The organism is Stenotrophomonas sp. FW305-C-20-S1 (assembly GCF_058783335.1).
Map to the genome: position 1 here is coordinate 71,715 of NZ_JBYTEK010000017.1, position 21,505 is coordinate 93,219.

Consider the following 21,505-nt stretch of genomic DNA (forward strand, 5'->3'; position numbering starts at 1 on the left):
CCTTCACCCTGACTATCTGCCGTTGGTAGATGCCAACCTTGGTTGGTACTGCTTCTGATTCTGCTTTCTTCTTTTGATCTTGAATTCCTGCTCTCATTCCGCGCGCGCAGGAAACTGTCACCCTCGTCCCATTTGCAGTAGGGCGCCGAACGCCCGCTCTACTTCGCGTAGTGCCCACCGCAGTCGGCATCCTTGCCCGGCCCCAGTTCGATGGTGGCCAGCAGTGCCGCCGGCGGCGCGATGCTGCCCAGCGTCAACGCCACCGCACCCCGGATACCCAGCGCCTTGAAGTCCGGGCGGAACGACGGGTCCTTGAAGGTGCCGCCGATGCGCAGCGGCGAGCGCAGCACCAGGATGCTCCTGTCCTTCGGTCGTGGCTTCAGCAGCAGGTCCAGTGTTTCATCGCGCAGGCTGACATCGCCCTCGCCGAGGATGATCGTATCGGTGGTGTCCACTGCCATCGACCGGGTATGCATCAGGCCCTCGCGCACGCCGAAGTCGGCGAAGGCGCAGCGCAGCGGAATCTGTTTGTCGCCGGTGAACAGGAATTTCAACGACTCGGTGATGTCCAGTCCCGCCACTTCCATCAGCAGGTTGCCGACGTGGCCGCGGCCCATGCCCAGCGCCACGTTGCCGCTGCTGCTGCCGAGCATCGCGGCGATCGAGTTGCCGTTGCCGGTCAGGTCAATGGCGCCGCTGATACCCCCCTTGGCCTGGTCGGCCAGCTTGGCGTCGGGGAACAACTGGCCCAGCTGCACGCCGCGCACGCTGGCCTTCAACGAGGTTGCAATCTGCGGGCGACGTGCGTCCATGCGGATCGTGCTGCGGATGTCGCCGCCAGCAACGCCGAAGTTCAGCGGGTCCAGCCGCAGTACACCATCGTCCAGCAGCAGGTGTGCATCCATGTCGTCCAGCGGCAGCTTGGGTGCATTGATGCGCTGGGCCTTCCAGCGCACGTCGGCATCCATCGCGCGCAGCTTGCCCAGGTTGTACGGCGTGGCCGGCAGCACTTTGGCGCTGGCGGCCACGCGCGCAGCCTCGGCCCGCTGTTCTGCATTGGCGGTCTCGCCGCCACCGGTCTTCGGGGGGGCACCGACGAAGCCGGCGAGGTCGTCGAAATCGAGGCGGCGCGACACCAGGTTCGCGGTCATCCGTGGGCGTTCCCTGGAGACATCGAACTGCACATCGCCGCCCAGGTCACTGTCGCCGACTTTGCCGGTGAAGCGCTCGTAGCGCCACACCTGGTGATCGCGCTTCAGGCGGCCATCCAGTGCGTAGGGCGGGGAAGGCGGAATGGCGATGCCCAGCAATGGATACAGGTCGGCCAGGTCTTGACCGCTCAGCGCGAACTGCAGGTCGAATACCTGCAGCTGGAACGGGTTGGTCAAGGTGCCGCTGGCAACGGCATGGGTGGCCCCGGCGCGGCCATCCAGATGGATGCGGAAGGGGTGTGCGCTGTCGGTCAGTTCCAGCGGCGATTCGGTGCCGCCGCTCAGGGTAAAGGGATTGCCCTGCCAGCGGCCCTTGCCGGCCACCAGCAACGGTGGTGCGGCGTCGGCCTGTTTCGGTTGCCCGCTGCGCACGTTCACCAGGATGTCGGTGCGGCCGAGTGCGTCGAGGAACTGCAGTCGACCATCGTCGATGTGCAGGCGCTTGAGCTGCGGCGTGGTGCCGCCCTTGCTGTCGCTGAGGAAGTTCCAGTTGCCGGGGTCACCTTTGCGCGGGGCGGTTTCCAGAAGTACGTCCGGGCGGGTCAGGCGCACTTCGGGCAATTGCACGCTGCCACGCAGCAGCGGCCACACCCGCACGTCGATCTCGACCCGGTCTGCGCTGGCCATGCTCGGCTGTTTCGCCCAGGGCGCATTGGCGAAAGTGAGGGTATCGGCGCGCACGGTGGTGATACGGCCGAGGTCGACATCCAGGTTGCCGATGTGCAGGGCGCGGCCGGTGCGCGCCTGTACCGCACGTTCGACCGGGCCCTTGAACCAGTTCCAATCCCAAAGGGCGATGAGGACCAGGATCGCCGCGAGCAGGAACACCAGCACGGCCAGCCAGCGCTGCCCGCGTGGGCCGGGGCGACGCAGGCGCCAGCGCGACGCCTTGGGATCAGCAGGAGCAGAGGCAGCATTCACACCGCCATGGTTGCCCCGTCGGGGTGGACGGGGCGCGAAGCGATCATGTGCATCGTGTGCAGGGCCGGTGCCTGCTCGCCGGCCAGGGCCTGGCGTTCCCCTCAATACGGGGTCACAGCACCTGTCGGGTCACGGCGACGAAGTGGCAGACGCTGCCACCGATCACGAACAGATGCCAGATCGCATGCGAATAGGGGATGGATTCGCGGTGGTAGAAGTACGTGCCCAGCGTATAGGACAGGCCACCGCCGAACAGCCAGGCAAGCGTCCCACCATCGATCGAGGCCCACATCGGCTTGATCGCCACCACCACCAGCCAGCCCATGGCGATGTAGATCACCGTGGACAGCAGCTTGAAGCGGCCGGTGTAGAACAGCTTGAACACCACGCCGCCGAGCGCCAGCGCCCAGATCGCGGTGAACATGCCCCAGCCCCAGGGGCCGCGCAGGCCGATCAGGGTGAACGGGGTATAGGTACCGGCGATCAGCACATAGATCGCGCAATGGTCGAACACCTTCAGGCGGCCCTTGGCCTGCGGGTGCTGGATGGCGTGGTACAGCGTGGAGGCGGTGTACAGCAGCAGCAGGGCGATGCCGAACACGATCGCACTGGCCAGCTGCCAGCCATCGCCGTAGATCGCGGCCAGGGTGATCAACACCGCGCTGGCGGCCAGGGCAAGCACCGCACCCAGCCCGTGGGTCAAGGCGCTGGCAATTTCTTCGCGGATCGAATCAACGGAAGTCGTGGACATGGCATGGGCATCGTCTGCAGGGAGGGGGACCTGCACCCCCCTATCATCGCCGCGATGGCGGGCGCGTGCACCCCCGCCACCGTATGGTCGCTGGAATCAGTTGCCGGTGACCGTATGCGCGGCTTCACGGGTTGCCGAGAAACGCACGTCCGGCGCACGTTCCTGCGCCAGCTGCAGGTTGACCCGGGTCGGCGCCAGGTAGACCAGGTGGCCGGCCGCGTCGAGGGCCAGGTTCAGCGCGTTCTTCTCGCGGAACTCCTCCAGCTTCTTCTCGTTGCTGCAGTGGACCCAGCGCGCCGTGGTCACGCTGACCTGCTCGAAGGTGGCTTCCACGCCGTATTCGTCCTTCAGACGGTAGGCAGCCACATCGAACTGCAGCACGCCCACCGCACCCAGGATCAGGTCGTTGCTGGTCAGCGGACGGAAGAACTGGGTCGCGCCCTCCTCGGACAGCTGTGCCAGGCCCTTCTGCAGCTGCTTGAGCTTGAGCGGATCGCGCAGGCGGGCGCGACGGAACAGTTCCGGGGCGAAGTTGGGGATACCGGTGAAGGTGATCGCCTCGCCTTCGGTGAAGGTGTCGCCGATGGAAATCGTGCCGTGGTTGTGGATGCCGATGACATCGCCCGGCCACGCCTCGGCGGCGATTTCACGGTCGCTGGCCATGAAGGTCAGCGCATTGGCCAGCTTCATGTCCTTGCCGGTACGCACGTGCAGGGTCTTCATGCCGGCAGTGAACCGGCCCGAGCAGACGCGCATGAACGCCACGCGGTCACGGTGCTGCGGATCCATGTTGGCCTGGATCTTGAACACGAAGCCGGTCAGCTTCGGCTCCTGCGGGGCGACGTCGCGGCCGGTGGTGGAGCGCGCCTGCGGCGACGGTGCGTGTTCGACGAAGAAGTCCAGCAGCGGCTGCACGCCGAAGTTGTTCACGCCCGAACCGAAGAATACCGGGGTCTGCTTGCCGGCCCGGTAGGCCTGCAGGTCGAACGGGTGGCTGGCACCCTGCACCAGTTCCAGCTCGTCGCGCAGGTCGGCCAGCATCCGCTCGCCGATCTTCTCGGCCAGCCCGGGCGAATCGATCGAGGGGAAGATGGTCGAATCCTGACGGGTGAAGTTGCGGCCCTGCTCGTAGAGATGCACTTCGCCGGTGATCAGATGGACCACGCCCTTCAGGCGCTGGCCCATGCCGATCGGCCAGGTGACCGGTGCGCACTGGATGCCGAGCACGCTTTCAACCTCGTCCAGCAGGTCGATCGGCTCCTTGCCCTCGCGATCGAGCTTGTTGATGAAGGTCATGATCGGGGTGTCGCGCAGGCGGCACACTTCCATCAGCTTGATGGTGCGCTCTTCCACGCCCTTGGCCACGTCGATCACCATCAGCGCCGAGTCCACCGCGGTCAGCACGCGGTAGGTGTCCTCGCCGAAGTCGGCGTGGCCCGGGGTGTCCAGCAGGTTGATGATCTTGCCTTCGTACGGGAACTGCATCACCGAGGAGGTGACGGAGATGCCGCGCTCCTTTTCCAGCGCCATCCAGTCCGAGGTGGCGTGGCGGGCAGCCTTGCGGCCCTTCACCGAGCCGGCCATCTGGATCGCGCCTCCGAACAGCAGCAGCTTTTCGGTCAGCGTGGTCTTGCCGGCGTCAGGGTGGGAAATGATGGCGAACGTGCGGCGACGCGACGCTTCGGTGGCGACTTCGGACATGGCAGTGGCGCCCGCACGGGGCGCTTTTCAAAGAGATAAGCGCCCGATTATACCGGCCTGCCGGCGTCGGCGGGTCAGCGCCCGGCGCTGGCGTCCCCGCTGCCCTCACGGGCGAAGTACAATTCGCCCTGCGGGGCGAGGATGCGCACCGGCACCGAACGCAGCGCCATGCCCCGGTTGAGCTGCACCACGAAGTGCAGGTGCGGTGCGGTGCTGTAGCCACTGTTGCCGGACAGGCCGATCGGCTGCCCGGCCTGCACGGCCTGGCCGGGACGCACGCGCATGCCGCCGGCCTGCAGGTGGGCGTACATCGCCATGCTGCCGTCGCTGTGCAGGATACGAACGAAGTTGGCGCGTCCGGCATCGCGTTCACGGTCCAGGCCATTGCCGCGGAAACCGTCCTGTACCTGCATCACCGTACCCTCGCGGGCGGCCAGGACCTGCGTTGCTTCGGGCAGGGCAAAGTCGATGGCGTCGCGGTTCTCCTCGTCATCGTGGCTGAACCGGCCCTGCGGCGCCTGGTCCACGCGCAGCTGGGCAGCCTCGAACGGCAGGCGATAGGCGACGTCTTCGGCGCGCGCGGCCGGATTGCCCGGCACCGACTGCAGACGAAGATCCAGTGCCTTGCCGTTGGCAGGAGAGGGAAGATGGCCCACCACCAGGCTGCCGGTGGCCTGCACCAGTGACTGCAGCGGCAGGCCCTCGACCTGTGTGCCGGGGGCGGCGCGCAGCTCGATCTGCACCGGGCCGGACAGTGGATTGTCGATCCGCGCCTGCCACTGGTCGCCCAGCGACTGCAGGCGCAGGCGGGCCATCGGCGCCGCGTGCGGCGTGGCGCCGGCCGTGCGCGCGGCCGGCGTCTGTGGCACCAGTCCCCAGCCCTGGCGCCAGTCGGCAGCGTTCGCGGGGGCGCTCGCCAACAGGGGCAGCAGGAGGCAGGGCAGGGGCAGGCGGCGCATCGAAGGCTCCAGCGACATGGACCGCCGGGACTCTACGCAAGCTGTCGGGACGGGGGAAGGGTGGGGGCTTTGCATTCATCCATCTCTTTATCCGCATGAAGGGATTGACATGCCCGAAAAGGACTGGCATCGTGGCTCCACCATCGAGACCGGCAGAGGGACAGGCCCTTTGAAGCCGGGGCAGCCCGCAGACGCGAAAGCGCCTGCGTAGGTGCCAAATCCTGCGGGGACCGTGGCGTCCACCGAAAGATGGTTCGAACCTGCACCCAACGTGCACTTCGAACGCGAGCCCCGCGAAGGCTCGATGGCCGATTTCCCTACCGGAACCCGCCATGAGCTTCGCCACCAGCACCGTGCTTCGCCCCGAACCCTTTGTCCCCGTCAGCGTGCCGGTCGATGACCGCGTGCACGCCGAGCGCGGCGAGTTCGCCGCCGTGCTGTCGATGCGTCATGCCGGCCCCTGCCCGGTGCGCCTGCGCTATGAGTGGGTCGGTCCGGTCAACGCACCGGTGGTGGTGCTGGCCGGCGGCATTTCCGCGCACCGCCATGTGGCCTCCAATGCGCAGTTCAGCGAAAAGGGCTGGGCCGAAGGCCTGGTCGGCAGTGGCCGCGCACTGGATCCGCAGCAGCTGCGTGTGCTCGCGTTCGATTTCATCGGCGCTGACGGTGCGTTGGATGTGCCGATCGATACCGCCGACCAGGCCGATGCGTTGGCGCTGCTGCTGGATCACCTCGGCATCCGCGCATTGAAGGCATTCGTCGGCTATTCCTACGGCGCGCTGGTCGGCCAGCAGTTCGCGATCCGCCACCGTGCCCGGGTACGCCAGCTGGTGCTGGCCAGCGGTGCGCACCGCCCGCACCCGTATGCCGCCGCCTGGCGTGCGCTGCAGCGCCGTGCCGTGGCGCTGGGCCAGCTGCAGTGTGGCGAAGACCACGGCCTGGCGCTGGCCCGCCAGTTCGCCATGCTCAGCTACCGCACACCGGAAGAATTCGGCGAACGCTTCGACGCAGCACCGGAGGTGGTCAATGGCCGCGTCCGTGTCGCGGCGGAAGATTATCTCGACGCGGCTGGTGCGCAGTACGTCGCGCGCACGCCGGTCAATGCCTACCTGCGCCTGTCCGAGTCGATCGACCTGCATCGCGTGGACCCGAGCGCGATCCTGCCGCCGACCGTGGTGGTTGCCGTTGAAGGCGACCGCCTGGTTCCGCTTGCCGACCTGGTCGGCCTGGTCGAGGGACTGGGCCCACGCGGCAGCCTGCGCGTGCTGCGCTCGCCCTACGGTCACGACGCCTTCCTGAAAGAAACCGATCGCATCGACGCGATCCTCGCCACCGCCTTCCGCACTTCTGGAGAGTCCGCATGAGCCTGCACGCCGCTGAACCGTCCTGTTGTCGCACCACCGCCGCCGTCCGCGCCGGCATCGATCGGGACACCGCCCATGGCGCGGTCACGCCGCCGATCGTGCTGTCGTCGAACTTCAGCTTTGAAGGCTTCGGCAACAAGCGCCAGTACGACTACACCCGCAGTGGCAATCCCACGCGCGACCTGCTGGGTGAGGCGCTGGCCGAACTGGAAGGCGGCGCCGGCGGCGTGGTCACCGGCACCGGCATGGGCGCGATCAACCTGGTGCTGAACGCACTGCTGCAGCCCGGCGACACCCTGGTGGTGCCACACGATGCGTACGGCGGCAGCTGGCGCCTGTTCAACGCGCTGGCGAAGAAAGGCCATTTCGAACTGGTCACTGCCGACCTGACCGACCCGCGCGCGCTGGCCCAGGCCCTGGCCACGCAGCCGAAGCTGGTGCTGGTGGAAACCCCGTCCAACCCGCTGCTGCGCATCACCGACCTGCGCTTCGTGATCGACGCGGCGCACAAAGCCGGTGCGCTGGTGGTGGTCGACAACACGTTCCTGTCGCCGGCATTGCAGCAACCGCTGTCGTTCGGCGCGGACCTGGTGCTGCACTCCACCACCAAGTACATCAACGGTCACAGCGACGTGGTCGGTGGTGCGGTGATTGCCCGCGATCCCGCCGTGCATGAACAGCTGGTGTGGTGGGGCAATGCCCTGGGCCTTACCGGCTCGCCGTTCGATGCGTTCCTGACCCTGCGTGGCCTGCGTACGCTGGATGCACGCCTGCGCGCGCACCAGGAAAACACCGCCGCGATCGTGGCGCTGCTTGATGCGCATCCTGCGGTGGCCAAGGTCTACTACCCGGGCCTGGCCGATCATCCGGGCCACGCCGTTGCCGCGCGTCAGCAGAGTGGTTTCGGCGCGATGCTTTCCTTCGAACTGGCCAGCTGTGCCGGCGATGATCCGCATGCTGCTGTACGTGCGTTTGTCGATGGCCTGCGTTACTTCACGCTGGCCGAGTCGCTGGGAGGCGTGGAAAGTCTGATCGCACACCCGGCGACCATGACCCACGCGGCAATGACTGCCGAAGCACGCGCGGCTGCGGGCATCAGTGAAGGCCTGCTGCGTCTGTCGGTCGGTATCGAGGGCGAGCGCGACCTGCTGGCCGATCTGGGCAGCGCTCTGGCGCGCGCCGAGGCGGTGATCGATGCGGTGGCGCGCGGCAAACAGGTGGCAGACGCATGAGCGCTTTGCCTGTCGAGATTCCGCTGCTGGGTACTGGCCGCTTGGCGCTGCTCGGAACCGGCACCGTCGGTTCGGCCTTCGTGCAGCGCTACCAGGCGTTGCAGGCGCGTGGGCTGGAACTGCCCAGCGTGCAGTGGCTGGCCAATTCACGCACCGCGCTGGCGATCGACCGCGATCTGGCGTTGCCGCTGGAACTGGCACGGCGTGCGCCGCGTGATGGGCAGAGTTCGCCGCCGTGGGCCAGCGCTGAAGGGCTGGAGCGTGGCGACGTGGTGGTCGATGCCACCGCCAGCGAAGATGTAGCGGCGCGCCACGTGCAGTGGTTGGCGCGCGGTGTGCACGTGGTGACCGCCAACAAGCTTGGCCGCGGTGCGCAGCTGTCGCGCGCGCAGGCCATCGCCGATCGTTGCGCCGACAGTGGTGCGCGTTACGGCGACAGCGCTACCGTCGGCGCCGGCCTGCCGTTGCTCAGCAGCCTGCGCGCGCTGGTTGCCGGTGGCGACCACATCCATGCCATCGAGGGCGTGCTTTCCGGTTCGCTGGCGTGGCTGTTCAATCGTTATGACGGCCAGTCGCCGTTCTCGGCGGCGGTGCGTGAAGCGCTGGCGGCCGGCTACACCGAGCCGGACCCGCGGCTGGATCTTTCCGGCGAGGATGTGCGCCGCAAGCTGTTGATCCTGGCCCGCAGCAGCGGATTGGCGCTGGACGCGTCGCAGGTGCAGGTCGACTCACTGGTGCCGGATGCGCTGGCTGCGCTGCCGCTGGAAGATGCAGTGAATGCGCTGGAGCAGCTGGATGCACCGCTGCAGGCACGTTGGCAGCGGGCGCGCGACAACGGCCGGGTGCTGCGTTTTGTCGGGCGCGTCGATGGCGAGGGTGCGCAGGTGGGCCTGCGTGAGCTGGCTGCCGACCATCCGCTGGCGCAGGGCGCGGGCACCGACAACCGCGTGGCCATCCACAGCGATCGCTACCGCGCGCAGCCGCTGTTGATCCAGGGGCCGGGCGCGGGTGCGGAAGTGACCGCAGCGGCGCTGCTGGATGACGTGCTGCGGATCGTGGGGTGAGCCCAGCCGCTGCTGCGCTCGCCGGGCGTGGCCCGGCGCTACCCACGCCGATCCTCGTAGCGCCGGGCCATGCCCGGCGGTTATGGAACTTCAACGCGCTTTGAGTGCCTTCAACAATGCGGCATTGAACTGCTTCGGGTCCTGCACCTGCGGCGAATGGCCCAGTGCCGCGAACTCGACCAGGGTCGAGCCGGGTATCGCCGCCGCTGCCGCTTTGCCCAGTGCCGGGTAGTTGCCCAGCGTCGCCTTCAGTTCGGGCGATGCCTGGTCACGGCCGATCGCCGTGCGGTCCTTCTGGCCGATGAACAAGGTGGTCGGCACCTGCAGGTTCTTCAGTTCGTAGACGACGGGCTGGTTGAACACCATGTCCGAGGTCAGTGCCTGGCTCCAGGCCACCTGCTGCTTGCCCGCGCCTTCGTACATGCCCGACTGCATGCGCGCCCACGGTTCATACGCCGGCTTCCACTTGCCGTCGTAGTACACATCCAGCTGGTAGCGGCGGATGCTGTCATAGCTGATGTTCATTTCGCCGGCATACCACGCGTCCACGCTGCGCCAGGGCACGCCCAGCGCCTTCCAGTCTTCCAGCCCGATCGGATTGACCAGCGAAAGACTGCGCATGTCCTGCGGATACATCAGCGCATAACGGATGGCCAGCATGCCGCCCATCGAATGGCCGACCACGTGCACCGGTACATCACCCAGCTGCAGCTGCTGCAGCAGCGCATGGGTATTGTCGGCCAGCTGCCCGAACGAATACTGGTAGCGCTCGGGCTTGCTGGATTTGCAGAAACCCACCTGGTCCGGCGCGATCACCCGGTAGCCTGCCGCCACCAGCGGCTTGATCGTCTCCTTCCAGGTTGCCGCGCAGAAGTTCTTGCCATGCAGCAGCACCACCACGCCGATCGGCTTCTTCTTCGGCGCAACGTCCAGATAGGCCATCTCCAAGGCCTGGCGCTGCGATTCCAGTGCAAAGGTCTTCACTGGATAGCCGTAGTCGAAGCCCTCCAGCCGCGGCCCGTAGGTTGGCGCAGCGAGAGCGGACAGCGGAAGGCAGGCGAGCAGGGCGGTGGCGATCACGCGCATGGGACATTCCGGGGCAGGGGGATGCCCGAGCCTAACCGGAAAACGGTGACGGTGTTGTCCGGTCGAGAGCGGCACTGCAGAGCCGGGTCGATGCCCGGCCCTGCAGTAGAGCCAGGCCATGCCTGGCCCTGCAGACCATCAGCACTCGATGACGTTCACCGCCAGCCCGCCGCGGCTGGTTTCCTTGTACTTGTCCTGCATGTCGCGGCCGGTATCGCGCATGGTCTTGATGACCTTGTCCAGCGACACCTTGTGCTTGCCGTCGCCGCGCATGGCCATGCGCGAGGCGTTGATCGCCTTCACCGCACCCATCGCGTTGCGCTCGATGCACGGAATCTGCACCAGGCCACCGATCGGATCGCAGGTCAGGCCCAGGTTGTGCTCCATGCCGATTTCCGCCGCGTTCTCGATCTGGCTCGGGTTGCCGCCCAGCGCCGCGACCAGGCCACCGGCGGCCATCGAACAGGCTACGCCGACCTCGCCCTGGCAGCCCACTTCGGCGCCGGAGATCGAGGCGTTTTCCTTGTACAGGATGCCGATCGCCGCCGAGGTCAGCAGGAAGTCGAACACCCGCTGTTCGTTCGCGCCCGGGCAGAAGCGGTCGAAGTAGTGCAGCACCGCCGGCAGTACACCCGCCGCGCCGTTGGTGGGTGCGGTGACCACGCGGCCACCGGCAGCGTTCTCTTCGTTCACGGCCAGTGCGTACAGGTTGACCCAGTCCAGCGTGGTCAGCGGGTCGCGCATCGCCGCTTCCGGCTTCGACGACAGCTCGCGGTACAGCGCCGGCGCGCGGCGGCCCACTTTCAGGCCACCCGGCAGCACGCCTTCCTCGCGGATGCCGCGCGCCACGCAGGCCTGCATTGCGCTCCAGATCTCGCGCAGGTTGTCGCGGATCTCGTCCTCGCTGCGCCAGCATTTCTCGTTCTCGAACATCAACTGGGCGATGCTCAGGCCACTGCGCGCGGTCTGCGCCAGCAGCTCGTCGCCGCTCTTGAACGGGTAGGGCAGCGGCGTTTCGTCAGGCACGATACGGTCATCGGCCGCATCGTCCTGGTTGACCACGAAGCCACCACCGACCGAGTAGTAATCGCGGGTGGCCAGCACTTCGTCATCGGCGTTGTACGCGGTGAAGCGCATGCCGTTGGTGTGGTAGGGCAGCTTCTGCCGCTTGTTCAGGCCGAGGTCGCGCTTTTCGTCGAAGGCGATCTCGTGCTGGCCCATCAGCATGATCCGCTTGCTGCTGCGGATGCGCTCCAGCGTGGACGGAATGATGTCCGGGTCTATCAGGTTCGGACGCTGCCCTTCCAGGCCGAGCAGGATCGCCTTGTCGGTGCCGTGGCCGCGACCGGTCAGTGCCAGCGAGCCGTACACGTCGGCACGGATGCGTGCGACCTGCGCAAGCTTGCCCGGGTCGAGCAGCCACCGATGGATGAAGCGCTCGGCGGCCCTCATCGGCCCGACGGTGTGCGAGGAGCTCGGGCCAATGCCGATCTTGAAAACGTCGAACGTGCTGACAGCCATGGTTGCCGTACTGCGGGTACCGGGAGAGACCGCTATTCTAGCGGTTCACGCCGCACTTCCATGACTGCGGCGCAGCATTTCCGCCAAGGGAGCAAACCCCGGTGTTGACCTTGTTCCAGCGTGACGACTGCCATCTGTGTGACATGGCCCTGGCCGAACTGGCCAGGGCGCGGGCGCCCGAGTTCGAATCGGTGTTCCTCGATGACCAGCCGGCGCTGGAGGCGCGCTATGGGGCGCGGGTGCCGGTGCTGCGCGACGAGCGCGGTGGGCGGGAGCTGGACTGGCCGTTCGATGCGGCCACGGTGCAGGCCTGGCTGTTGGCAGGCAGGTAACGCCGGGCCATGCCTGGCGGAGCGCGAAGCGCGGCCAGCGGTGGAAGCCGCCGGGCATGGCCCGGCGCTACCAGAACGAAGGCGTCTTATTTCGCGTCGAACTTCACGATCGTGCTGATCGCGGTTTCGTCCGGGATGGTCTTGGTATCCGCCCAGTCGCCGCCACCGACACCGAAGTCCAGGCGCTTGACCGTGGCCTTGCCGGTCAGCACCGGCTGCGCGCCGGGCTTCCAGGTGAAAGTGAAGGTGACCGGCTTGCTCACGCCGCGCAGTTCCAGCGTGCCGTCGGCGGCGAACTGGTCGTTGCCGAGCGCGCGGAAGCCCTTCGCGGTGTAGCGTGCGGTAGCGAACTTGCCGACGTTGAAGAAATCCGCGCCCTGCAGGGTGGAGTCGCGGTCGCTGTTGCCGCTCTTGGCGCCGGCCAGCGGAATCACCACGTCCAGCGAACCTGCGGACGGATTGGCCGGGTCGAAGCTGAGCTTGGTGGCAAAGCCCGGGAAGCTGCCGGTGAACACTTCGCCGTCGTACTTGGTGGCAAAGGCCAGGAACGAACCGGCACCCGGCGCCTGGGCGTAATCGGCGGCGAGCACCGGTGCGGTGGCCAGCATGCCGGCAAGGGCGGCGGCCACGGCGGCCGGGGTGGTCAGTTTCAGGTTCATCGGTCAGTCCTTCTGGGGAGAGGCGAGCCAGCCACGCGGCAACATCCGGGACAGGGTGGCATCGCGCTGGAAAAAGTGGTGGTAGAAGGCGGCACCGGCATGGGCCAGCACCACCGCGATCAACAGCCAGAAGCCGTATTCGTGCAGGGCATGGGATACCGCCACGATCTGCGGATCCGGTCCGCTCAGCTTGGGCACATCGACCAGACCGAACCAGCGGAACGGACGCAGGCCGCTGGCCGAGTCGTACAGCCAGCCCGACAACGGGATGGCGAACATCAGCACATACAGCAGCACATGGGTGGCGCTGGCGATGCGCTCCTGCCAGCCCGGCACGCCGGGTACCGGCTTGGGGGCACCGGCATACAGGCGCCATCCCAGGCGCAGCACCACCAGTGCCAGCACGGTGATGCCGATCGACTTGTGCGCGGTATAGACCCAGAAATACTTGGGCGTCTTCGGCAGCTCGCCCATGGTCAGGCCGACGATGCCCAGGGCGAGAATCAGCAGTGCGATCAGCCAGTGCAGGGTCTGGCTGACACTCCCCCAGGCGGCAGGGGTGTTCTTGGCGGTCATGAAGGGTCCTTGGGGGCCGTCTGGCTGTCGGAGTGGGGTTGGGGCGGGGGAGTTCCCGGAGAATCGCTGCGGTCGAGCGTGGCTTCAGCCTCGATCCGCACCTGCACCGCATCACCGATCACGCCCGGCCAGGCGGTGATGCCGAAGGCACGCCGGCTCAGCGTGGTGGTGGCGGAGAAGCCGGCCGTACGCCGGAAGGGTGGCAGCGGATAGCGTTTGACCTGGTTCAATGTCACCTCCAGCGCGACTTCCTGGCTGACCCCGCGCAGGGTCAGGGTGCCCAGTACGCGCGCATGGCGGGCATCGATCGGTTCGACATGGCGGGAGACGAAGCGGGCGGTCGGGAAGCGTTCGCCATCGAGCAGGCTGCGGGCCAGGGTTGCCTGGTTCCACTTGGAATCACCAAGGTCCAATCGCGACACAGGAATCTCGACGTCCAGTGTCGCATCGCGCCAGTTGTCGCTATCGAACTGCAACTGGCCCTGGCTTCCGGAGATCGTACCCAGCGCCTGCGAGTAGCCGGCATGGTCGATCGCAAACAGCACACGGGTGTGCACCGGATCGATGCGGTAGGCCTCGTTGCCTGCCCAGGCGGGGGCCACGGCAAGCAGCATCGGCAGCAGGGCCAGGCAGTGGCGCATCGGCGGGGGGCTCCGGGAAAAAGACCGTTCGATCATACCCATAGCCCCCGCGCAACGCTGTGTGCACGGCTGCAACAGTTCGTGGTGCCGATGTGGCCGGAAACAGGCTGTTGCAGCGATGGCTGCAGCCCTGTGTGACAATCGGCACAGGACAGGGGGTTCAGGATGAAGAGCGGCTGGCGCCGGTGGTGCCAAGGCATTGCAGGAGCAGGTCTGGTGCTGTTGGCGCTTTCGGCTGCAGCGGCGACCTTGGACATGGCCGGTGAAACACCGCGCCTGCGCCGTTTCGGCGCGGCCGAGGGATTGCCCTCGCGCATGGTGGTGGCGCTGGCCGAAGACCGACAGGGCCGCGTGTGGGCCGCCACCGACGGCGGCCTGGCCCGCTATGACGGCGGTGAGCTGCGGGTCTGGCAGCACGACCCGGCACAACCGGATTCGCTGCCCGGCAACGAGATCGAAACCCTGCTGGTCGACCCGCTCGACCGGGTATGGGTTGGCATCAACGGCAAGGGGCTGGCCCGGCTGGATGCCGACCGCGAACGTTTCAAGACCTTCGATTCCGTCACTGAAGGGTGCCAGGGACAGTTCTGGACCCTGGCCTACGCCGAGGATGCGCTATGGGTCGGCAGCAGCAGCCATGGGGTCTGCCGCGTCGGCGAAGATGGCTCGCTGCGCCATTTCCAGCATGATCGGGCGCAGCCCGGCGGTCTGCCGAGTGACACCGTCTTCAGCAGTCTGGTGGATGCGCAGGGACGGCTGTGGGTGGGCACCGAAGCCGGTGTGGCGCGCTGGAACGGCCACGCCTTCGAAGCCGTGGCGCCGCGCGAACTGGCGGCGGTGAGCGTGCTGCGGCTGAGCCGCGATGCCGATGGCGCAATCTGGGTCGGTACGCAGAACGACGGCCTGTACCGCATCGATGCGCAGGATCGGGTGACGCGACCGGCCTGGGCCGACAGTGCTCGCCTGCGCTCGGCACTGGTCCTGGCCGACAGCCACGGAGGCTACTGGGCGGGAACTTCCGATGGCCTGCTGCGTGGTGACGGCCAGGTGCTGCGCAGGCTGGAAGGCGACCGTGGCAGTGGTTTCCTGACCGGCCACAGTGGCGTGCTCGACCTGATGCAGGACCATGAGGGAGGGCTGTGGGTCGCACTGCTGACCCAGGGCCTGGCTTACCTGCCGCCCGACTGGCGACGCTTTTCAACCTGGTACCAGTTCGATGGCAAACCGCTGGACAGCCAGTACCTGTTGAGCGCTGCCAGCGACGGTCGCAGCTACTACGTCGGCTCTGCGCATGGCGTCTACCAGATCGATGCACAGGGGACGTTGAGCCTGCTGGTCAGCGACCGCGAACTGGGCAGCGGCGCGGTGTGGTCGGTGCTGCCACGTCCCGACGGCAGGCTGTGGCTCGGCCGCGCGGGGCGCATCAGCGTCTACGACCCCGCCACCGGTGTGCTGCGCGACTGGCGCATTGGCGGTGGCGCCGACCTTCGGCAGCGGATCGATCTGATGCGGCAGGCCCCCGATGGCACGGTCTGGGTATCGGTGATGAACCTGGGCCTGCAACAGCGCAGTGCCGACGGCCGCCTGCTGCGCAGTTTCGACGGCGCTACGCTGCGAGGCAGCACCGACGCGCCGGTCGAGCAGATCCGCTTCGATGCCAGTGGGCACGCCTGGGTGGTCGGGGAAATGGGCATCTGGCGCGAGCAGGGAGACCGCTTCGAAGCGGTGCCCGGCGTTTCCAGGGGGCCCATCTACGATCTGGTATGGATCGATCCCCGGCAGTTGTGGATCGCACGCCAGGGCGCATTCGAGCGCTACCAGTGGGATGGCCTGAGCCTGCGCCTGATCCAGCGCGTCGATGCCAGTGCCGGCGTGCCGCCGGTCAGCATGGGTGGGCTGGCCCTGGCCCGGAACGGTCAGTTGTGGGCGACGACGCCCCGCGGCCTGCTGCGCTGGGATCCGAAACAGCGTCGCCTGCAGATCTTCAATGAACGCGACGGCCTGCTTGATGCCGAGTTCACCGGACGCCCACCGGCAATCGATGCCGATGGCCGGGTGCTGGCCGTTACCCAGACCGGCATGGTGGGCTTCGATCCGAATGCTGCCGACGCCGAGCTGCCACCCTCGCAGCTGGTGATCGCGCAGGTTCGCGTCCGTCGCGATGATGCGCGCGGCTGGCAGCCCTTGCCGACCTCCGGCCTGCTGTTGCTGGGGCCCGACGACCGTGACCTGCAGATCGATGCACGCCTGCTGTCCTACGCCAACCCGCAGGGCAACCGCTACCGGTTCCGCGTGCAGGGATACGACCAGAACTGGGTGGAACAGGGCGGGGACGGCCAACGCACGTTGTCGCGGCTGCCGCCCGGCACCTACGCCATCGAGGTGCAGGCCGCGACGGCCAGTGGTCCGTGGACGCCCTCGCAGCAGTTGCACATCAAGGTACTGCCCCCCTGGTGGCGCAGCGGCATGGCGATTTTCGGCTATGCAATGCTGGGCTCGCTGTTGCTGTTGGCACTGTTGTGGTCGATCCGCAGGCGGCTGCGGCGACGCCAGCAGTGGCAGTTGACGGTGCACAAGCAGCAGATCGCCGAGCAGGCATCGCAGGCCAAGAGCCGCTTCCTGGCGACCCTGGGCCACGAAGTGCGCACGCCGATGACCGGTGTACTGGGCATGAGCGAACTGCTGCTGTCCACCGAACTGGACCCGGTGCAGCGCAGCTATGCCGGTTCGATCCAGCAGGCCGGCAGCCATCTGCTGCGCCTGGTCAACGATGCGTTGGACCTGGCCCGGATCGAGGCTGGCCGGCTTGAACTGGACATCCGCCCGTTCGACCTGGACGGACTGCTGGACCAGGTGCAGGCGTTGATGCAGCCGATGGCACAACAGCGCAGGCTGGCGTTCCAGCGCGGGGAGGCATTGCCAGGCCCGATCTGCGTCAGTGGCGATGAGATGCGCGTCCGCCAGATCCTGCTGAACCTGCTGGGCAACGCGATCAAGTTCACCGAGCGTGGCCATGTCGGCCTGGCGGTGCGCCTGGACGACGACGGCGGTGCGGTGACGTTCGAGGTCAGCGACAGCGGGCCGGGCATCAATGCCGAGCAGCAGCAGCGCCTGTTCCACCGCTTCGAACAGGCCGATGGCCCGCGTACCGCCTCGCGCTATGGTGGCAGCGGGCTGGGCCTGGCGATCTGCCAGGAGCTGGCGGTGGCGATGGGCGGTCGCATCGATGTCGACAGCCAGCCGGGGCGTGGCGCACGCTTCGCCGTGCGGCTGCCGCTGCCGTGGAGCCGGCAGCAGGCCTCCAGCCCTGGCGAGGCAGCGTCGCCGATGCTGCCTGCACTGCGCATCCTGCTGGTCGAGGACGATGCCACCGTTGCCGAGGTCATCGCCGGTCTGCTGCGCAGCCGTGGCCATGAGGTGGTGCACGTGCTGCATGGCCTGGGCGCACTGTCGGAAATATCCACCGAGGGGTTCGACGTCGGCCTGCTCGACCTCGACCTGCCGGCACTCGATGGCACCGCCATCGCCCGCCAACTGCGCGCGATGGGCTACGAACTGCCGTTGGTGGCCGTTACCGCGCGCTCGGATGCCTATGCCGAGGCGCAGGTGCTTGCGGCCGGATTCGATGGTTTCCTGCGCAAGCCGGTGACCGGCGATCTGCTGGTGGCGGCCATCGCCCAGGCGCGCAGTAAACGCCAGATCATCAGCTGAGCGCGGCATCCTGCGGCGTGAATCGCGCAACTTTCGGTTTACCATGCCGACGCCCACGGCGTGGGCATCATCAACAGCAGCGTGAGGAGGCCATCGGTGGTGTATCTGCGGGCAGTGACGCTGCTGATGCTGCTGCTGTGCTGCCTGGTACCCGCTGCCGCGCAGCCGGTGCCACCTTCGCCGCGCCAGGTCACCGTGTTCGATGGGCTGCCGTCCAACACCGTCAACCGCATGGCCGAGGACCGCTACGGCTACCTGTGGATTGCCACCAACGATGGCCTGGCCCGCTACGACGGGCGCAACTACCGCATCTGGCGTTCCGAAGACGGCCTGCGCGACAACCGCATCTGGAGCGTGCTGGTCGATGCCCGCAACGAGCTGTGGATCGGCACCGAAAATGCCGGCCTGGTGCGGATGTCGGCCGATCGCCGCCAGCTGCGCTTCTACGATCGCAGCAGCCAGCCGCTGATGGGCAGCAACACCGTCTGGAGCCTGGCTGCGACACCGGATGGCGCGATCTGGTTCGGCACCCACGAGGGCGGCCTGTACCGGCTGGACAGCAATGACCGTCTGCAGCGGTTCCTGCCCGAAGCGAACAACCCGCGCAGTCTGCCGGCCGCGTCGGTGCCCTACCTGGCCACGCTTGCCGATGGCAGCCTGTGGGTCGGCACCAAGCATGGCGTGGCGCGCTGGACCGGTACCGATTTCGAACGCATCGGCGGCGACCTGGTGCCCAGCCTGCTGATCAATGGACTGACCGCAGAACCCGACGGCAGCCTCTGGATCAGCACGCTGGCCGGGGCCACGGTGCGGCGCCCGGATGGCCGTTTCGAATCCGTTCCCTGGACATTGCCGGCCGGCGACCAGGTGCTGGGCATGATGCTGCGCGACGAGCAGGGCGGGCACTGGCTGGACACGCGCAGCGGCCTGGGCCGGGGCATCGATGGCCGCTACCAGACCGTGCCGCTGTACAGCGCCATCGCCCGTGGCCTGGTGCGGCCGAACTGGACCGGCGCCTATGAGGACCGCGAAGGCGGCATCTGGCTGGCCAGTACCAATGCCGGCCTGTGGCACCTGCTTCCGCGCTGGTGGCAGTTCTCGGTGTTTTCGCGGCTGGAGGATGATCCGTCCTCGCTGCGCAATTCCTATGTGCTCGGTACCAGCCCCTCCAGCAATGGCGGGGTGTGGACGGTCGGCAGCCATGGCGCGCTGGACCGTTTCAATCCACGCACGGGCGTGATCGAGCAGCACCGCACCTTCGTCAACGGAATGCACTGGCTGACCTCGGTGCGCGAAGACCGGCAGGGCCAGGTGTGGGTGGGCTCGACCGACGCCCTGATGCGCTACGACCCGCGTCGTGGCGAGCTGCGGCGCTGGGGGCGGGACTCGGGCGCGGACGCGACCATGGAAGGCAACATCGAGGCGATGATGACCTGCGATGGCGACAGCCTGTGGTTGATGCTGTCATCGGGGCTGCAGCAGCGTGATCTGGACGGGCACGTGCGCCGGCGGCTGGAAAACGGCCAGGACGGTCTGCAGGCCGGTCAGCTCAATCTTGACGTGGAATGCGGCCCGCAGGACCGGATCTGGCTGGCCAGCAGCCGCGGCCTGCTGCAATGGCAACCGGATGCGCAGCGCTTCCAGCCGGTGCCCGGTGCGCCGGCCACTGCGGTGTACGCCCTGCACGTGGGCAAGGACGGCCAGGTCTGGTTGTCCGAGGATGGTCGCCTGTCGCGGTATCTCTGGAGCCAGGGCCGGCTGGAACGGCAGGCGGTAGTGGGCGCCGAGCAGGGCTATCCGGCGATTTCCGCTACCGGCCTGGTGGTCGACGCGCAGGGCGTGGCGTGGGCCACCAGCGCCCGCGGCCTGGTGCGGGTGAGTGCCGATGGCGAGAGCGTACGCCTGTACGGGGTGCACGATGGGCTGCCCAGCCAGGAGTTCCGCGAACACACCCTGATCGCCTCCTCGGCGGGGCGCATGGTGGCGGGTACCCCCGCCGGTGTGGTCGTGTTCGATCCCGAACAGGTTCGACCGTCCACCCGGCGTGCGCCGCTGGTGATCGAGCGGGTGGAGGTACGCCGCAACGAGCAGCTGCTGGACCTGACCCATGACACGCCATTGCAGATCGCCGATGGTGACCGCGACCTGCGTATCGTCGCGCGCCTGTTGTCCTTCGCCGATTCGGCTTCCAACACCTACCGCTACCGGTTGGCCGGCTACGACCCGGATTGGGTCGAGGTGGGCCCGGCAGGCGAGCGCCTGTTCTCGCGCCTGCCACCCGGCGCCTACCGGCTGGAAGTGCAGGCGCGCTCGGCCGACCACGTGTGGTCGCGGGTGCAGACCCTGGAATTCCATGTGCAGCCGCCGTGGTGGCGCAGCTTGTCCGGCCTGCTGGTGCTGGCCTCGATCGGGTTGCTGCTGACCAGCTGGTTCGCCTGGTTGTACCGGCGGCGGCTGCAGCGCCAGCACGCCTACCAGCTCGCCCTGCACAAGCAGGATCTGGCCGAGCACGCATCGGCGGCCAAGACGCGCTTCCTTGCCAATCTCGGCCATGAAATCCGCACGCCGATGACCGGGGTGCTGGGCATGAGTGAACTGCTGCTGGCCTCGCCGCTGGATCCGCAGCAGCGCGGCTATACCCAGTCGATCCGGCATGCGGGCGAGCATCTGCTGCACCTGGTCAACGATGCGCTGGACCTGGCGCGGATCGAATCGGGGCGCCTGGAACTGCAGTCCAACGCGTTCGGTCTCAATCGCCTGCTGCAGGATCTGGCCGCGCTGATGGGGCCACTGGCTGCACAGAAGGGCCTGCGGTTCATCCTCGACAACCAGTTGCCGGCAGGGCTGCAGGCGACCGGCGATGCGATGCGGGTGCGGCAGATCCTGCTCAACCTGCTGTCCAACGCGGTCAAGTTCACCAGCCGCGGCAGCATCACGCTGCATGCGCGTTGCGAGGAAGGGCCGCGTGGGCTGTATTTCGAGGTTCGCGATACCGGTCCGGGCATCAGCCAGGAGCAGCAGCAACGGTTGTTCCGGCGCTTCGAGCAGGCCGACGGTGCGCGCACCGCAGCGCAGTACGGCGGCAGCGGCCTGGGCCTGGCGATCTGCCGCGAGCTGGCACTGGCCATGCAGGGCCGGATCCGGGTGGAAAGCCAGCTGGGCAGCGGTACCTGCTTTGGTGTCAGCCTGCCGTTGCCGCTGCAGCAGGGGGCGGCCAGCGACGGAGGTGCCGACAGTGACGCCGCCGCTGCTGCGGTCAACATGCCGCCGCTGCGGGTGTTGCTGGTGGAGGATGATGCGACCGTGGCCGATGTGATGTGTGGGCTGCTGACCACCCGTGGCCATGAGGTGGTCCACGCGGCCCACGCGCTGGCCGCGCTGCGTGAAATCAGCGCGGGTGATTTCGATGTCGGCCTGCTCGATCTGGATCTGCCGGGCCTGAGCGGTTTCGAACTGGCCCAGCATCTGCGCAACCAGGGTTACACGTTGCCGCTGCTGGCGGTGACCGCACGCACCGACCCGGACCTGCAGCAGCAGGTGGAAGCGGCCGGCATCGGTGGTTTCCTGCGCAAGCCGGTGACCGGTGAGCTGCTGGTGGAAGCGATCGCCCGCGTGCTGGGACGGTAGGGGTTCGGCAGGGCTGCGCCCTGCACCGGCCGAATCAACGGCAACGGCAACTGCAAAGCAAAAGCAAAAGCTGGCATTCCGTGGGATGGCGGGGTGGGTCCGGTTGCGGGGGACGCTGCAAGTACGTCCATGTAAGCTCGGTCGCCGCA

General features: G+C 67.5%; 15 protein-coding genes and 1 riboswitch. Of the genes, 6 read left to right on the plus strand and 9 right to left on the minus strand.

The genetic code is table 11. The annotated features are described in order from the left end of the window. Positions 1–158 precede the first annotated feature (158 nt). From AC3WTC_RS11250 to AC3WTC_RS11265, 4 genes are all read right to left on the minus strand, one after another. Positions 159–2,132: an AsmA family protein gene (locus AC3WTC_RS11250; RefSeq protein ID WP_492711435.1), complete on the minus strand. Its 1,974-nt coding sequence runs from the start codon at positions 2,130–2,132 to the stop codon at positions 159–161. 112 nt (positions 2,133–2,244) lie between these two features. Beyond that, positions 2,245–2,883, minus strand: coding sequence for a PAQR family membrane homeostasis protein TrhA (trhA, locus tag AC3WTC_RS11255; RefSeq protein WP_025877819.1), 639 nt, complete (start codon positions 2,881–2,883; stop codon positions 2,245–2,247). 96 nt (positions 2,884–2,979) lie between these two features. Continuing rightward, complete coding sequence (locus tag AC3WTC_RS11260; protein WP_025877820.1) at positions 2,980–4,584, minus strand: peptide chain release factor 3; 1,605 nt, start codon at positions 4,582–4,584, stop codon at positions 2,980–2,982. Between the two features lie 74 nt (positions 4,585–4,658). Then, entirely contained in the window at positions 4,659–5,543 is an 885-nt protein-coding gene (locus tag AC3WTC_RS11265) for a M23 family metallopeptidase (protein ID WP_492711436.1), read from the minus strand. Between the two features lie 137 nt (positions 5,544–5,680). After that, positions 5,681–5,799: riboswitch (SAM riboswitch) on the plus strand. Between the two features lie 76 nt (positions 5,800–5,875). On the opposite strand from AC3WTC_RS11265, the gene metX reads away from it, so the two are divergent. Genes metX through AC3WTC_RS11280 form a run of 3 tightly spaced genes read left to right on the plus strand, consistent with a single transcriptional unit; the run spans position 5,876 to position 9,203 of the window. After that, complete coding sequence (gene metX, locus AC3WTC_RS11270) at positions 5,876–6,907, plus strand: homoserine O-succinyltransferase MetX (RefSeq protein ID WP_025877822.1); 1,032 nt, start codon at positions 5,876–5,878, stop codon at positions 6,905–6,907. Further along, on the plus strand, positions 6,904–8,139 hold the full coding sequence (locus AC3WTC_RS11275) for an O-succinylhomoserine (thiol)-lyase (RefSeq protein ID WP_492711437.1): 1,236 nt from the start codon (positions 6,904–6,906) through the stop codon (positions 8,137–8,139). Before metX ends, AC3WTC_RS11275 begins: the two co-directional genes overlap by 4 nt. Next, complete coding sequence (locus tag AC3WTC_RS11280; RefSeq protein WP_032976589.1) at positions 8,136–9,203, plus strand: homoserine dehydrogenase family protein; 1,068 nt, start codon at positions 8,136–8,138, stop codon at positions 9,201–9,203. The genes AC3WTC_RS11275 and AC3WTC_RS11280 overlap by 4 nt, the downstream gene beginning before the upstream one ends. A 90-nt stretch (positions 9,204–9,293) precedes the next feature. Here the strand turns inward: AC3WTC_RS11280 and AC3WTC_RS11285 are convergent, their stop codons facing one another. Both AC3WTC_RS11285 and AC3WTC_RS11290 read right to left on the minus strand, forming a co-directional pair. Continuing rightward, positions 9,294–10,289, minus strand: a complete 996-nt coding sequence (locus tag AC3WTC_RS11285; RefSeq protein WP_025877826.1) for an alpha/beta fold hydrolase — start codon at positions 10,287–10,289, stop codon at positions 9,294–9,296. 138 nt (positions 10,290–10,427) lie between these two features. Next, a complete protein-coding gene (locus tag AC3WTC_RS11290; protein ID WP_025877828.1) occupies positions 10,428–11,810 on the minus strand; it encodes an L-serine ammonia-lyase in 1,383 nt (460 codons plus the stop codon). A gap of 101 nt (positions 11,811–11,911) precedes the next feature. Between AC3WTC_RS11290 and AC3WTC_RS11295 the strand changes: the two genes are divergently transcribed. Continuing rightward, on the plus strand, positions 11,912–12,142 hold the full coding sequence (locus tag AC3WTC_RS11295) for a glutaredoxin family protein (RefSeq protein ID WP_025877830.1): 231 nt from the start codon (positions 11,912–11,914) through the stop codon (positions 12,140–12,142). An 86-nt stretch (positions 12,143–12,228) separates the two neighbouring features. On the opposite strand, the gene AC3WTC_RS11300 is transcribed toward AC3WTC_RS11295, so the two are convergent. The 3 genes from AC3WTC_RS11300 to AC3WTC_RS11310 are packed head-to-tail and all read right to left on the minus strand — an operon-like array spanning position 12,229 to position 14,018. Then, on the minus strand, positions 12,229–12,801 hold the full coding sequence (locus AC3WTC_RS11300) for a YceI family protein (RefSeq protein WP_025877832.1): 573 nt from the start codon (positions 12,799–12,801) through the stop codon (positions 12,229–12,231). A gap of 3 nt (positions 12,802–12,804) precedes the next feature. Further along, on the minus strand, positions 12,805–13,377 hold the full coding sequence (locus tag AC3WTC_RS11305) for a cytochrome b (protein WP_312401205.1): 573 nt from the start codon (positions 13,375–13,377) through the stop codon (positions 12,805–12,807). Next, on the minus strand, positions 13,374–14,018 hold the full coding sequence (locus AC3WTC_RS11310) for a YceI family protein (RefSeq protein ID WP_312401206.1): 645 nt from the start codon (positions 14,016–14,018) through the stop codon (positions 13,374–13,376). Before AC3WTC_RS11310 ends, AC3WTC_RS11305 begins: the two co-directional genes overlap by 4 nt. Before the next feature lie 165 nt (positions 14,019–14,183). Between AC3WTC_RS11310 and AC3WTC_RS11315 the strand changes: the two genes are divergently transcribed. After that, on the plus strand, positions 14,184–17,729 hold the full coding sequence (locus AC3WTC_RS11315; protein ID WP_492711438.1) for a sensor histidine kinase: 3,546 nt from the start codon (positions 14,184–14,186) through the stop codon (positions 17,727–17,729). A gap of 96 nt (positions 17,730–17,825) precedes the next feature. Continuing rightward, positions 17,826–21,356, plus strand: coding sequence for a hybrid sensor histidine kinase/response regulator (locus AC3WTC_RS11320; RefSeq protein ID WP_218787847.1), 3,531 nt, complete (start codon positions 17,826–17,828; stop codon positions 21,354–21,356). The last annotated feature ends 149 nt before the right edge of the window (positions 21,357–21,505 follow it).